A 14,510-nucleotide genomic window follows, 5' to 3' on the forward strand; every position below is an offset into this window, starting at 1 on the left:
CAATACTTTAGATGCAGTTTGCGGTGCTTATACAACATGATTGATGGTAGTTTGGTGATGCGTTTGATCATCCACCGTCGCAAGATAGTCGAGCGGGTCGGCGACGATCTGCGGCGCGACCGGGACGACCGCGGCATTGTGGTCCACGAACGACGCCTCGGGCTGGAGGCTGCCGGGATGGCTGGCGAGATAATGCGAGAGCACATCCTCCAGCTCGCCGCGGCCTTCGAACAGGTCGTAGGTGGCGAGGCCGATCGCAGTGCCGTCGGCGTCGCCGGTGACGGTGGTCGCCGCAGCCGTGGCGAGATGGCCGTCGGATACACCCGCATGCATATCGAGTGAAACCACATCGGGTTCGATACTATAGACCGGCGCAATGGCGTAATGGACCATCGCCGAGGCGTTATCGCCCGGCACGTCGATCGTGACGGTCAGAGTCGTGCTGACCGCGACGCCGTTGGGCTGGACGAGTTCGTAGGTGAAGGTGTCGCGCAGGTCGGTGGTCGAATAGACCAGGTTCTGGTTCGGCTGGTAGACGTAATGGCCGACCTCATCGACGGTCAGCGTGCCATGCGTGCCGTTGACGACGACCGGGGTATTGCCGACCTCGGTGAGCGCGGTGCCGGTGCCGACGCGGACCGCCAGGAAGTCCGAATGGCCGTTGTCGTTGGCGAGCAGGCTGCCCTCGACCGGCGCGGGGCTGACCACGATATGACGGTCGAGCAGCGTCGACACGCGGTCCAGCGTCACGTTGGTGTCGAAGCGGGTGGCGAGCAGCGTGTCCGCGGCCAGCGTGTAGCGATAGTTGCCCGGCGGCAGGTCGTTCAGCGCGAAGGAGGCGCTGGCGATCCCGCCGGTGAGGTTGAGCACCGCCAGGTTCTGGATCGACTGGGTGGCGCCGGTGGTGAGGTTGGTCAGCGTCAGCGTGTAATTGGGGGCGACGCTGAGCCCGCCCGAGGTCGCCGCGCGGAAGGTGACGTCGGTGTCCGTATTGGGGGCGAGCAGGAACGTGCCCGTCGTCTCGCCATGCGACCCGACCGGCAACAGCCCCCCTCGCACCGGCACGGCGGCGAAGCTGAACGCGGTCGTGGGCGCCGCTTCAACGACATTGGCATAGGTGACCGGCGCCAGCGCGACATCGGCTACCGCGACCGGCGCGCCGGTGATCGCGCCGCTGCCGACGGTGATCGACAGGGTGGCGCTCTCGCGTTCGCCGTCGCTCGGATCGAGCAGCGTATAGGAGAAGACGTCGGTCCGGCCGATCGCCGCGGCATTTGCGTCGGGCGTGTAGGTGTAGCTGCCGTCGGGGTTGATCAGCAGCGTGCCCCATTCGCCGTCGACGCTGGTGGCGCCGGTGACGGCGAGCGTCGTGACCGCGCCGGTGACGGTGTTGGTGACGCTGACCACCTGCGTCCCCGGTGAGACCACGTCGACGGCGGCGTTGGCGCCGGCATCGGTTATGACGTTGCCGGTGGCGGCGACCGGCCGGATCGTCCCGACATCGGTATAATCGATATCGGTGCCGCTGACCGCGAGGCTGCCGAGCAGACCGACGCCGACGCCGAGGCCGCTCTGATAGGTCAGGAAGGCGCGATAGTCGCCCGGCGTGAGCGTCTGCGCAGCGGTGAGATCGCCGTTCAGCAGCCCGAGTTCGAGCAACGATCCGCCCGGCGTGCCGTTGACCGCGACCCATCGTGTGCCGTCGAAGCGCTGGACGACGACGCTATAGCCGCTGGTCGCGCCGATGGTCAGCGTCGCGTCGTAGGTGAAGCTCGCGGCGAGGTTGTGGCCGTCCTGCACGGTGAAGCGGACGCTGGGGGTGCCCAGCACTTCGGCCTGCAGGTTGAGCGCGCCGGCCGAGACCAGCGCGCCATAGGCGGTGCTGCCGACCGCGGTCGGGGCCGCGGCGACGACGGGGAGGAGGTCGATCGTCGCGGTGGCGGTGTTGCCGAACGCCTGGATGTCGAACGGCGCGACGACCGTCGCGGCGCCCGAGACGTTGCCGGCCCGGTCCGCCTGCGTGACCGCGAGCGTCGCCCCTGCGACCTGCGGAATGGTCAGCGTGATGCTGAAGTTGCCGCCGGCATCGACCGTGCCGGTGCCGAGCAGGGTGCCGCCGCTGCGCACCTCGACCCGCGCGCCGATCTCGCCGGTGCCGATCAGCGTGGTGCCCGTCGGGTTGACCAGCAGCGCGGCGGGCGGCGGCGGGGCGGTGATGTCGGGGGCGGTGGCGGTGGCCGGGGCCGAGATGTTGCCGGCGGTGTCGGCCTGGATCGCGGTCAGCGTCTCGCCGTTGCGCTGCGGCGTGCTGAGCGGGACGAGATATTCGCCGGTGCCGGTCACCACCGCGGTGCCGAGGACGGTGAGGTCGGCGGCGCGGATCGTCACCGTCGCACCGGGCTCGCCCGTGCCGATCACCGAGCTGCCGGTGCCGCCGACCTCCAGAGTCGGGGCGGCGGGGGCGGTGGTGTCGGGCGCAAGCGCGAGCACCGATGCGGCCGGGACGTTGGTACCGGCCTGCGTGACGGTGAGCGTCTCGCCATTGTGCTGCGCCGTGGTCAAGGTGATCGAATAGCTGCCATTCGCGTCGGCAGTGGTCGTGCCGAGCGTGGTGCCGCCGAGCGTGACGGTGACCGTCGCACCCGCGGCCGCGGTGCCGGCAACGGTCGTGCCGTCGAGCAACACGGCGGCGGTGAGCGGCGCGGGCCCGACCACCGTCGGGGCGGTGGCCTCGGCCGGCTGCGAGCCGTTGCCGGCGGCGTCGCTCTGCGTGACGGTGAGCCGCTGGCCGCCGGTCTGCGGCTGGGCGAGCTGAACGGTATAGGTGCGGTCCGCATCGACCACCGTGGTGCCGAGCGTGGCGCCGTTGCCGTCGACCACCGTGACCCGGGCGCCGGGCTCGCCGGTGCCGGTGACGAAGACGCCGTCCGAGGTCACCGTCGCGACGGGCATATCGGGCGCCGTTGAGTCGGGTGCGATCGCCGGGGTCACGGGCGAGGTGCCGGCGCCGTCGCGCTGCGTCGCGCCGAGCAGCTCGCCATTGCGCTGCGGCGTGTCGAGCGGGGCGATATAGGTGCCGTTGGCGGCGACGAGGCCGGTGCCGATCACCGTGCCGTCGAGCGCGGTGATGGTGACCAGCGCGCCGGGCTGGCCGTTGCCGATGACGCTGGTGCCGTCGGGGGTGACGCTGGCGGTCGGCGCGCCCGGCAGCACGAGGTCAGGCGCGGTGACCGTCGTGGTGGGCGAGGGATTGCCGCGCGCGTCGGCCTGCGCGAGCGTCAGCGTCTCGGCATTGATCTGCGCCGGCGACAGCGCGATCGTGAAGCTGCCGTTGGCATCGACGACGGCGCTGCCGAGCGGGCCGCCGACGCCGCGGACGGTGACCGTCGCGCCGGCCTCTCCGGTGCCGGTGATGCTGGCGCCGTCGCCCGCCACGGTGCCGGTCGGTGCGGCAGGCGCGGTGATGTCGGGTGCGGTGGCGGTGGCGGCGGCGGAGACGTTGCCGATGGCGTCGGCCTGGGTCGCGGTGACGCCCTCGCCGTTCAATCGTGCCGGGGCGAGCGGGACGCTGTACTTGCCATCGGAATCGGCGGTGACGGTGACGGTGAAGCCATCGGGGCCGGCGACGGTGACGGTGACGCGGGCATTGGCCTCGCCGATGCCGCCCGCGGTCGTGCCGTCGGCGGCGACGACCAGCGTCGGCGCGGCCGGCGCGGTGATGTCGGGGGCGGGCGCCTGGACCGGGGGCGAGACGTTGCCGCCGCCGTCGGTCTGGGTGACGGTGAGCGTCTCCCCGTTCGCCTGCGGCGTGCTGAGGGTGACGGCGTAGCTGTTGTTGGCGGCGACGATCGTCACGCCGATCGGAGCGCCGGTGGGGTCGGTCACGACGATCCGGGCGCCCGCCTCGCCAATGCCGCTGACGGTGGTGCCGTCGGGGGAAACGGTGGCGGTCGGCGCGACCGGATTGATCAGGTCGGGCGCGGTGGCCGTCGCGGGGGCGGAGACGTTGTTGTCGGCGTCCGCCTGGACCGCGGTAAGCGTGCCGCCGTTGTTCTGCTGCGGGACGAGGGGCACGGTGAAGCTGCCGCCGGCCGCGACGATCGCGCTGCCGAGCACGGTGCCCGCGGCGTTGGTGATCGTCACCCGCGCGCCCGCTTCGCCGGTGCCGGTCACCGCCGTGCCGTCGCCGTTGACGCTGAGCGTCGGCGCGGCGGGAGCGGTGAAATCGGGTGCGGTGAGGGTGACGGCGGGCGAGGTGTTGCCGGTCGCGTCGGTCAGCGTCACCCGGACGCTCTCGCCGTCGACCTGCGCCGGGGTCAGCGGCACGGTGAAGCCGCCGGTGGTGTCGACCGTCGCGGTGCCGAGCACGGCGCCGGCGGCATCGCGCACCGTGGCGATCGTGCCGGGCTCGCCGGTGCCCGAGACGAAGCCGCCGTCGGTGCTGACCGTCGCCAGCGGTGCGGGCGGCGCGGTATAGTCCGGCGCGACCAGCGGGATCGCGGGCGAGACGTTGATGCCGTCCGACTGGGTGACGGCGAGCAGCTGGCCGTCGACCTGCGGCGTCGACAGGGTGACCGCATAGCTGCCCGCGGTGTTGACGGTGGCGGTGCCGAGCGACCCGCCGTTGACGTCGCGCACCTCGATCGTGGCACCGGGCTCGCCGATGCCGGTGACGACGCTGCCGGTCGAATCGAGCGCTGCGGTCGGTGCGGCGGGCGCGGTGAGGTCGGGCGCGATCGCGGTGGTCGGCGGTGAGGCGCCGATCGCGTCGCTCTGCGTGACGAAGACGGTCTCGCCATCGACGCGCGGCGGGGTCAGCGCAACGCTGTAGGTGCCGTCGGCCGCGGCGGTGCCGCTGGCGATAACGGTGCCGGCGTCGTTGTAGACGGTGATCGTCGCGGCGCCCATCGCGCGGCCGGTCACGGCGGTGCCGTCGCTCGCGATGCTGGCGGAGGGCGGCATCGGGACGACGCCGGGGGCGAGATCGGGCGCGGGGGCGTTGACGAGCGGCGACGGATTGCCGGCGGCGTCGGTCTGGCGCACGGTCAGCACCTCGCCGTCGACCTGCGGCGTCGACAGCGTCGCGGTATAGCTGCCGTCGGCGGCGACGGTTACGGTGCCGATCTCCAGCCCGACCGGATTGCGGATGCTGATGATCGCATCGGGCTCGCCGGTGCCGGTGACGCTCTGGCCGTTGGCGGCGACGGTGGCGGTGGGGGCGAGCGGCGCGGTGATGTCCGGGGCGGTCAGCGCCACGGGGGGCGAGGCGTTGCCGGCGCCGTCGGTCTGCACCACCGCAAGCGCCTGACGATCGACCTGCGGCGTGGTGAGGGTGATGGAATAACCGCCCTGCGCGGTGACGATCGCGCTGCCGAGCAACGCGCCGGCGGCGTCGCGCACGGTGACGGTCGCGCCGATCTCGCCGGTACCGGTGACGATGCTGCCGCTGGCGTCGAGCGTTGCGGCCGGTGCGGCGGGCGGGGTAGCGTCGGGCGCGATGAGCGCGAGCGACGGCGACGGGTTGCCGGTGGGGTCGGTCTGGACGACGGTCAGGGCTTCGCCATTGGCTTGCGGCGTGGTGAGCGTGACGGCGTAGCTGCCGTTGCGGCCGACGACGGCGCTGCCGAGCGGCGTGCCGTCCGCAGCGGTGACCGTGACGGTCGCACCGGGTTCGCCGGTGCCGATCAGCGTGGTGCCCGCAGACACGACGGCGCCGGTCGGCGCGCCGGGGGCGGTGAAATCGGGTGCGACGGCGTCGGTCGCGGGCGAGCCATTGCCGGTGGGATCGGTCTGCGTGACCGAGACCGTCTGGCCGTCGCCCTGCGGGCTGGTCAGCACGACGGTGTAGCTGCCGTCCTGCGCCACCACCGCCGACCCGAGCGGGGCGCCGACGGCGTCGCGGACGGTGACCGTCGCGCCGGCTTCGCCGGTGCCGCTGACCGAGACGCCATCGCTGGCGACGGTGGCGGCCGGCGCGGCGGGCGCGGTGGTGTCGGGTACGACGATGCCGGTGGCGGCGGAGACGTTGCCGGCGCCGTCCGTCTGGGTGACGGAGAGGGTGCCGCCGTTCGCCTGTGCCGCCGGCAGCGTCACGGCATAGGTGCCCGAGGTGGTGGCGGTGGCGGTCGCCAGCGCGTTGCCGGCGGCATCGCGGACGGTGACGGTGGCACCCGCCTCCGCAGTGCCGGTGACGATCTGGCCGGTGGTGTCGAGCGTCGCGCTGGGCGCACCGGCGGCGGTGGAATCGGGGGCGATCGCGGTGGCGGGGGGCGACACGGCGCCGGCCGCATCGGCCTGGGTGACGCGGATCGTCTCGCCGTCGAGGCGCGCCGGGGTCAGGGCGACGCTGTAGCTGCCGTCGGCGGCGGCGGTGCCGGTGGCAATCGCCACGCCATTGGCGTCGTAGAGGGTGATCGTCGCGCCGCCGGCGGCGACGCCGGTGACCGCCGCGCCGTCACCGCGCACGATGGCCGTAGGGGCGGCGGGCAGGACGTCGGCGATCAGGTCGGGCGCGGTGGCGGTCGCGGTGGGCGACAGGTTGCCGGCGGCATCGGCCTGGCGGACGCTGAGCAGCTCGCCGTCGATCTGCGGCGTGGCCAGCGTCGCGGTGTAATTGCCGTCGGCAGCGACAGTCGCGGTGGCGATCACCGCGCCGAGCGGATCGCGGATCGTGACGGTGGCGCCGGGCTCGCCGACGCCGCTGACGCTCGCGCCGTCTGCGGCAACGGTGATCGTCGGCGCGGCGGGGGCGGTGAGGTCGGGCGCGGTAAGCGGGGTCGCGGGCGAGGCGTTGCCGGCGGCATCGGTCTGGATGACGGCGAGGCTCTGGCTGTTCACCTGCGGGGTCGCGAGCACGATCGCGTAATTGCCCTGCGCATCGACCGTCGTCGTGCCGAGCGCGGTGCCGGCGGCATCGCGCACCACGATCGCCGCGCCGGATTCGCCGGTGCCGGTTACGATCGTGCCGGTCGCGTCGAGCGCGGCGACGGGCGCGGCCGGGGCGGTGGAATCGGGGGCGGTCAGCGCCAGCGGCGCCGCCAGATTGCCGGCGGCGTCGCTCTCCCGCACCGTCAGCGCCTCGCCATTGACCTGGGCGGGGCTCAGCGTCGCGGTGTAGCTGCCGTCGGCGCCGACGATCGTGGTGCCGAGCACGGTGCCGGCGGCATCGACGATGGTGATGCGCGCACCCGCTTCGCCGGTGCCGCTGACGCTGGCGCCGTCGCCGGCGATCGTCGCGGTCGGCTGGGCGGGAGCGGTGAGATCGGGGGCGAGGGTGCTCGCGCTGCCCGAGGCGTTGCCGGCAGCGTCGGTCTGGCGCGCGTCGAGCCGCTCGCCGTTGACCTGCGCGGTGGCGAGCGTGGCGCTGTAGCTGCCGTCGGCGGCGACGATCACCGTCGCGAGCGTGGTGCCGGCAGGATCGGTGATGGTGACGCGGGCGCCGGGTTCGCCGGTGCCGGTGACGACGGTGCCGGTGCCGTCGACCGCGACGGTGGGTGCGGCGGGGGCGGTGATGTCGGGTGCGGCGACGTCGAGCGTCGGCGAGACGTTGCCGGCGGCGTCGCTCTGGGTGACGCTGAGCGGCCCGCCATTCGCCTGCGGCGTCGCGAGCGTGACGGTGTAGCTGCCGTCGGCGGCGACCAGGGCGGTGCCGAGCACCGTGCCCGCGGCGTCGCGGACGGTGATCGTCGCGCCGGGCTCGCCGCGGCCGGCGACGGTGGCGCCGGTGGCATCGACCGCGGCGGTGGGTGCGGCGGGTGCGGTGAGGTCGGGCGCCTGGATGGTCACCGCGGGCGAGACGTTGCCGGTGGCATCGGTCTGGGTGACGGTGAGCTGCTCGTTGTCGACGCGCGCCGGCGCGATGGTCAGCGTATAGGTGCCGTCGGCACCGACCGTGGTGGTGCCGATCACGGTGCCGGCAGCGTCGCGGACGGTGATCGTCGCACCGGGCTCGCCGCGGCCGGTGATCGCGCCGCCGTCGCCACGGACGGAGGCGACCGGCACGGCCGGCGGCGTGGTGTCGGGCGTACCGCTGCCGGAGGGGGTTTCCGACACGGGCGAGCCGCCGCCCGACGCCGATTCGTCGCGGTCGCCGTCGTCGCTGCCGCCGCCGCTCGCGACCGCGACGATCCCGCCCGCCGCAGCGGCGCCGCCGAGTAGCATCGCGGGCAGGGCGAGTGACGATCCGCCCTCGCTGGCGGCGGCGGTGAGTTCGCCGAGATCCTTGATCGATGCGAACCGCGGCGTGCCGGAGGCACTGCGGGCGGCCCAGAGCTGGCCGTCGGGCTCGCGCAGGACGAGGTCGTGGGGGACGGCGGGGGCGTCGGGGTAGAAATCGGCGATGCGGACGCTCTCGCCATTGGCGAGGCGGATGACGAGATCGTGGCCCTCGCGGTCCATGGCGGCGATCTGCGCACGCGTGATGTCGAGGCGGACGATGCTGGGGGCGTCCAGATCGACGCTGTTGCCCGCGATCTGGTTCACGGCACCGGTCGCTTTCGAGATCACTTCGACGTTCATGGCCCTGTTCCTCTACTGGCACTGATTTGCACCACTAAGTCCGTAATGGACAAAAGGTGCGCATGGCATAATGCTAGTAAAGTCGACGGCCGGGGCTAGGCTGCTTCTATTCCGATTCCGGTTTTGATTACCGTTGTCGGTTCCGTGACACACTCTAGCGAGGTGAACATGGAGAAGAGGGACAGGACAGATGAATCCTGAGTTCGAATATTTGCGCCGCCGCGAATTGCATGAGCTGCACATGGCGCGGTGGGCGCGCTGCAAGCGGGCGCGGCGGGTGCATCACCATCTCGCCACCATCTATGCGACACGGCGCGCGGCGCTCGCTCCGGCGCTGCCGGCGGCTGCGCCCTGGCGCGCGTGGCGCAGCTTTTGGCGGCTTCTGTGGGACTGAGCGGAACGCCCCGCCGGTTCGTTCGTCCAATGCTGCGAACGCAGATATGGGAGCGAATCAGCAATGGCGATCTTCAACAAGGACATGATCGACCTCGCCGGCAAGAACACGCTGTGGCAGAAGGAGGTCTATCGCGACGCCAAGGTGCAGATCGTGTTGATGGCGATTCCGGCCGGCGAAGAGATCGGCATGGAGACGCACCCCGCCGATCAGACAACCTTCATCGTCGAGGGCGAGGCGCAGGTGGTGATCGACGGCCATTCGACCACGGCGACGCCCAACCACCTCGTCGTCGTGCCCAAGGGCGCGCAGCACAATATCGTCAACAAGGGCGCGGGCGCGCTCAAGCTGTTCTCGGTCTATGCGCCGCCGGCCGAGCCGGAGGGCGCCGCCTTCAAGACCAAGGCCGAAGCCGAAGAGGCCGAGAAGGGCCTGCTGGCCAAGGCGGTCGACAAGGTGAAGGACGTCGTCGGGCACTAAGTCCCGACTCGTTCTGGTCACTTCGCTCCATCGGGGGACAGGCGTCCGCCGATGGAGACGATTGTCGTTTGATTTTTAGCGGGCTTGGTTGCATCCACCACCGCGCGGCATGGGTGTCGTTCGGAGCGGAGGTATTCGCATGGCTGATGACAATGCGACCCGGCTTGACGAGGCCCGCATGCTGATCGCGCGGGCGCTTGAGCTGATCGTCGAGGCCGACGAGACGCTGGCGGCGGCCGAGCTGGAGCAGGCGCTGGACACGGTCACGCGCCGTGCCGACGAATTGCGCTTCAGTTCAGGACCGACCCCGCGGCGACCGTCTGCGACTCAATGATCGCCTGACAGGCTTCGGCAACCATCACGAAGCCGGCTTCGGTCAGCGTGATGATCCCGCCGCGTTCGGTGACGAGGTCGCGATCGACCAGCACGTCCACCCAGCGCCGCGCGACCGGCGCCGATACCGCCGTGGCGGTGATCAGCGGCGGGAGCGCCATCGTCTGCTCCTCGGCGACGAACAGCGTGTACAACAGGTCGATCGGCGGATTGTTGACGAACTCGCCCGGCATCACCGATCGCAAGGCGGTACGGGCGGCGAGAAGACCCTGCGCGACCCCGCGCAATTGTTGCAGCATCGCGGGCGACCGGGCGGCGATCGCCTTGGCCCAGAAATCGACGAGGCGTGCTTGTGGCATGGGTCCCCGATATCCTCTTATCCTATCTTACCCTAGTCCTGCCGGAGCGGTACTGATCAGACAACCAGCAAACCCCTGTTTTTGATCACGCTGCTGATAAATATCAGCCATTTCCGATGATATCATACCACGTCGATCCTTTTGCAAAGGCGTCCGAGGCGGCGATTGTGCTGCCGTCCACGAAACGGATGCTTGCGTCGGGCACGGCGGTACCGCGGACAAGCACCGCGACATGCAGCTGGCGCCCGCCTGCACTGCGGGTGAAGGCGAGGATACGGTCGCTGCCGTCGACCGTCGCGGGCCGGTATTCGCCGTCGGCGAACAGCGCGGGCTCGGCACGGCGCAGCGCGAGCAGGTCGGCGATCAGTTGCAGCTTTGCGGGTGCCGCATCGCTGCCGAGCAGCGCCTGCCGCGCCGCATAATCCACCGGGCGGCGATTGTCGGGATCGACGAGGCTGAGATCGGCAAGCTCGGTGCCCTGATAGAGGTCGGGAACGCCGGGCAGCGTGTAGCGGAGCAGCGTCTGCACGAGCGTGTTCGCGCGCGCCGCGGGCTCGATCTCGGCGACGAAGGCGGTCACCTCGGCAACGAAGCGCGGGTCGGCGAGATAGCTGTCGATCAGCGCCGCGCCGGCGGCCTCATAGGTCTCGTCGGGCGCTTCCCAGGACGAGCGCAGCTTGGCCTCGCGCAGCGCCTTCTGCTGCCACGCCTTAAGCCGGTCGGCGAAATCGCCGGCCGCGCCCTCTTCGGGCCAGGCGCCGACGATCGTCTGGAGCAGCATATAGCGGTCGCCGCCGTCGACGTCGTGATCCCAGGTCCACGCCGTCGCTTCCCACGCCTCGACGCGCGCCCGCCACGCATCGGGGATGGTGCTGAGCACCGCCAGCCGCGCGCGGACGTCTTCGCCGCGCTTGTGGTCGTGCGTCGCGGTGGTCAACATCGCAGCCGGCACGTCGCGGGCGCGATCGGCCATGATGCGGTGGAAGGCGTCGACGGGGATGCCGAGGATCGTCGCGTCGAAGCCGACATCGTTGCGCGAGAGCAGACGGCCCGAGCGGTAGAAGGCGGTATCCTCGACCGATTTGGCGGCGATCGGCGCGGAAAGCTGCTGGAAGCGGCGGACGGCGTCGGCGGCGTCGCCCGAAGAACCCTGCGGCCCCTCACCGGCGAGCCAGGCGAGGATGCGATCGACGACATGCGCCTCGCCGGGCGGGATCAGCCAGGCGACGCGTTCGCGGACGAGTCCGCGGATCGCGGCATCCTGCGGCGCGGCGGCGTCGCCGGTGCCATAGGTCCGATAGACCGGGAAGACCCACAGCAGCCGTTCGATCGCGCGGCGCAGCATCACGGGCGTGACGGCCTCGTCCTGGTTCAGCGCGACGAAGGCGGCGACGCAGGCGTCGAGCTGGGCGGAGAACTGCCAGGCCAGCAGATCCTGCCGCGCCTCGAACTCCTCCGCCTCGAACCCCTGATAGCGGCCGCTGACCTCCTGCCACACCTCCTCGAGCGGCAGCGCGCCCAGCGGATCGTGGATCAGCGTCGCGACCTGTTCCATGAAGTCGTAGCCGCTGGTGCCATCGACACCCCAGCCGAGCGGCTGCCCTTCGCCGGCGCCGAGGATCTTCTCGATGACGATCCATGCATCGGGACCGAGCCGTTCGCGCAACGTGCGGCAATAGCCGATCGGATCGGTGAGGCCGTCGACATGGTCGACGCGCACGCCGTCGATCAACCCTTCCTCGTACAGCCGGACATACAGCGCATGCGTCGCCTCGAACACCTCGGGGTCCTCGATGCGGACGCCGGCGAGGTCGTTGACGGTGAAGAAGCGGCGCCAGTTGAGCAGGTCGTTGGCGACGCGCCAGCTCGCCAGCCGGTAATGCTGGCGGTCGAGCAAGGTGGCGAGGTCGGTTTCCTCGACATCGGGGCGCAACGGGAAGCGGTGCTCGCCATAAGCGACGATCGCGTTGCCCTCGACCGCGAGGTCGCCGTTGGCGAGCGTGGCGGCCAGCGTATCGCCGAGCACCGGCAGCAGCAGCCGCTGCGACCAGTCGATGTCGAAGAACCGCGCGTAGGCGCTCGCCTGCCCGTTGGCGAGCACGTCGTTCCACCAGGCGTTGCCGCCGCCGGCGACGCCCATGTGATTGGGGACGATGTCGATGATGACGCCCATGCCGCGCGCCTTGAGCGCGGCGACGAGGCTGCGGAAGCCCTCCTCGCCGCCAAGCTCCGGGTTGATGCGGGTCGGGTCGATCACGTCATAGCCGTGCGTCGAGCCCTTGGCGGCGACGGTGATCGGCGAGGCGTAGAGATGGCTGATCCCGAGATCGTCGAGATACGGCACCAGCGCCTCGGCATCGGCGAAGGTGAAGCCGGCGTGGAACTGCATGCGATAGGTGGCGCGGGGCGTCATGCGGGGCTCTTCGATGCGAGGATGAGGGTGCGGCGGGCGACCTCCGGCCGGGCGAGCAGCGCCGCGGTCGTGTCGGGCATGCGGCGGCGCCAATTGGGATGTTCGTCGGTGGTGCCGGGCAGATTGGGCTGTTCCTCGATGCCGACGAGATCCTCGAGCGGCACGATGGTCAGCGGGCAGGGCGCCTGACGCGTGAAGGCGAGCGCCGCGTCGATCGCCGGGGCGGGATCGTTGGGCGTCGGGCCGGACGCGACGCCGGCGGCCGTGCAGGCGGTCCACAGCGCCTTCTTCTCGCCGATGCGGCGCAGGCGGTCGGCGGGTTCGTCATCGCTGCTGCGGTTCAGCTTGTGGTTCCAGGTGATGTCGCGGCCGGTCCACCAGCCCGCCAGCGTCGCGGTGTCGTGGGTGCCGGTCATCGCCACCGCCTGCGCATCCCATGTCGTCGCAGGGGTGAAGCCCTTGGCGTCGCGCTCGAAGGGGAGGACACGCATGCCGAGCATGCCCTTGTCCGCCATCGTATCGCGAAAGCCGGGCGGCACGGTGCCGAGATCCTCGCCGATCACGATCGCCCCGGCGCGGTGCGATTCGAGCGCGAGGATGCGAAGCAGGTCGGCGAAGGGCATGGCGAGATAGGCGCCGTCGCTCGCCTTGCCGCCGTCGGGGATCACCCACAGGCGCTTCAATCCGAGCGCGTGGTCGATGCGGAGGCCACCGGCGTGGCAGAGCGTGGCGCGGACGGTGCGGATGAAGCCGTCGAAGCCGGTGCGGCGCAGCGCGAACGGCGACAGCGCGGTGATGCCCCAATTCTGGCCCTGCGGCCCGAGCGGATCGGGCGGCGCGCCGATCGACAGGCCGGTGAGCAGGTCGTCGCGGCGGTTCCAGCCATGGCTGCCGCCGGCGTCCATGCCGACGGCGAGATCGGCGATCAGGCCGATCCGCATGCCGGCGTCGCGCGCCGCCACCTGCGCCTGCGCAAGGCTGGCGTCGGTGAGCCATTGCAGGAAGGCGTAGAAGGCGACGTCCTGCGCGTGGTCGGCGACGAAGCGGGCGACGGCGGGGCCGGCGGGATCGTGATAGGCGGCGGGCCAGTCCTGCCAGCCGCGTGCGCCGCTCTCGGCGAAGAAATGGCTGTGGAGGGCGTCGAAGCGGGCGTGCTCGTCCCAGTCGGGCCGCTCCGCGCGGGCGGCATCGAAGCGGGTGCGCAGAGCGGCGGGGGCGCGATCGAAGGCGGCGCGCAACTGCGCGATGCGGTCGGGCCATGCCTGCCGCCAGTCGATCAGGTCGCCCCCGGCGGGGCCGGTGTCGGACAGGCCGGCGAGCACGGGATCGGCGAGCAGCGCGTGGTGGAACAGCCGGCTCGAGGGCGCATAGGGGCTGAACCGCGTCGCATCGGCGGGGAAGAGCGCATGCGTCGGGCTGATCGCGAGCGTATCCGCACCGGCTTCGGCGAAGGCGCGCGCGGCTTTGGCGAGCGTGCCGAGGTCGCCATATGGCGCCGGGCGCGATCCGCGCAATGCGGGGATCTGCACCGCCGGCCCCCAGCTATGGCCGGGTGGCGGCGCGACGCAGCGCGGCGGGGCGATGGCGAGCGTGACCGGGCCGGTGGCGGTATCGAGGCGGTGGTAACCGGGCTCGGCGATCGCGGGGATCGTGCCGTCGGCGGCGATGGTGACGGCGCAGGTGGTGCCGTCCTCGAGCACCAGTTGCGCGGTGCCGGGCTTGGCGGGGGTCACGATCGGCTGGCCGGTATCACCGGTGACGAACGGCACGCCGTCGACGCGCGTGTCGAGCGTAGCGAGGATCGCGCGCAGCACCGCATCGTCGACGCGGTGCTGGCGACCGTCGGCATCCTCCCATTCGGCCTGTAGCCCGGCGGCGGCGGCTTCGGTGGCCAGGTCGCTCACGATGTTGCTCCGTCGCCTGCGAGAAACGAGACGCCTGTCACCTTCAGCCCGTCATGCCGGACTCGTTCCGGCCTCCACCGATCCGCTGGCGTAAACAGCGTTGCTCTCGC

General features: G+C 71.5%; 7 protein-coding genes. 3 read left to right on the forward strand and 4 right to left on the reverse strand.

Translation table 11 applies throughout. The features are described 5' to 3' along the window. Positions 1 to 27: 27 nt before the first annotated feature. Positions 28 to 8,517, reverse strand: coding sequence for a BapA/Bap/LapF family large adhesin (locus HD841_RS06590; protein WP_179508001.1), 8,490 nt, complete (start codon positions 8,515 to 8,517; stop codon positions 28 to 30). A 190-nt stretch (positions 8,518 to 8,707) separates the two neighbouring features. On the opposite strand from HD841_RS06590, the gene HD841_RS06595 reads away from it, so the two are divergent. The 3 genes from HD841_RS06595 (at position 8,708) to HD841_RS06605 (ending at position 9,725) form a co-directional block, all read left to right on the forward strand. Then, entirely contained in the window at positions 8,708 to 8,911 is a 204-nt protein-coding gene (locus HD841_RS06595; RefSeq protein WP_179508002.1) for a hypothetical protein, read from the forward strand. Positions 8,912 to 8,974: 63 nt separating this feature from the next. After that, the gene (locus HD841_RS06600; protein ID WP_179508003.1) at positions 8,975 to 9,391 is read left to right on the forward strand and encodes a cupin domain-containing protein; all 417 of its coding nucleotides are present in this window, start codon (positions 8,975 to 8,977) and stop codon (positions 9,389 to 9,391) included. 139 nt (positions 9,392 to 9,530) lie between these two features. Then, on the forward strand, positions 9,531 to 9,725 hold the full coding sequence (locus HD841_RS06605) for a hypothetical protein (RefSeq protein ID WP_179508004.1): 195 nt from the start codon (positions 9,531 to 9,533) through the stop codon (positions 9,723 to 9,725). On the opposite strand, the gene HD841_RS06610 is transcribed toward HD841_RS06605, so the two are convergent. The 3 genes from HD841_RS06610 to malQ form a co-directional block, all read right to left on the reverse strand. Continuing rightward, positions 9,682 to 10,083, reverse strand: coding sequence for a hypothetical protein (locus tag HD841_RS06610; RefSeq protein WP_179508005.1), 402 nt, complete (start codon positions 10,081 to 10,083; stop codon positions 9,682 to 9,684). The genes HD841_RS06605 and HD841_RS06610 overlap by 44 nt on opposite strands. A 103-nt stretch (positions 10,084 to 10,186) precedes the next feature. Continuing rightward, positions 10,187 to 12,496, reverse strand: coding sequence for a malto-oligosyltrehalose synthase (gene treY / locus HD841_RS06615; RefSeq protein ID WP_179508006.1), 2,310 nt, complete (start codon positions 12,494 to 12,496; stop codon positions 10,187 to 10,189). Continuing rightward, positions 12,493 to 14,400, reverse strand: a complete 1,908-nt coding sequence (gene malQ, locus HD841_RS06620; RefSeq protein WP_179508007.1) for a 4-alpha-glucanotransferase — start codon at positions 14,398 to 14,400, stop codon at positions 12,493 to 12,495. The genes treY and malQ overlap by 4 nt, the downstream gene beginning before the upstream one ends. Positions 14,401 to 14,510: the final 110 nt, after the last annotated feature.

This window comes from Sphingomonas melonis (assembly GCF_013409985.1).
Taxonomy (GTDB): Bacteria; Pseudomonadota; Alphaproteobacteria; order Sphingomonadales; family Sphingomonadaceae; genus Sphingomonas; species Sphingomonas melonis_A.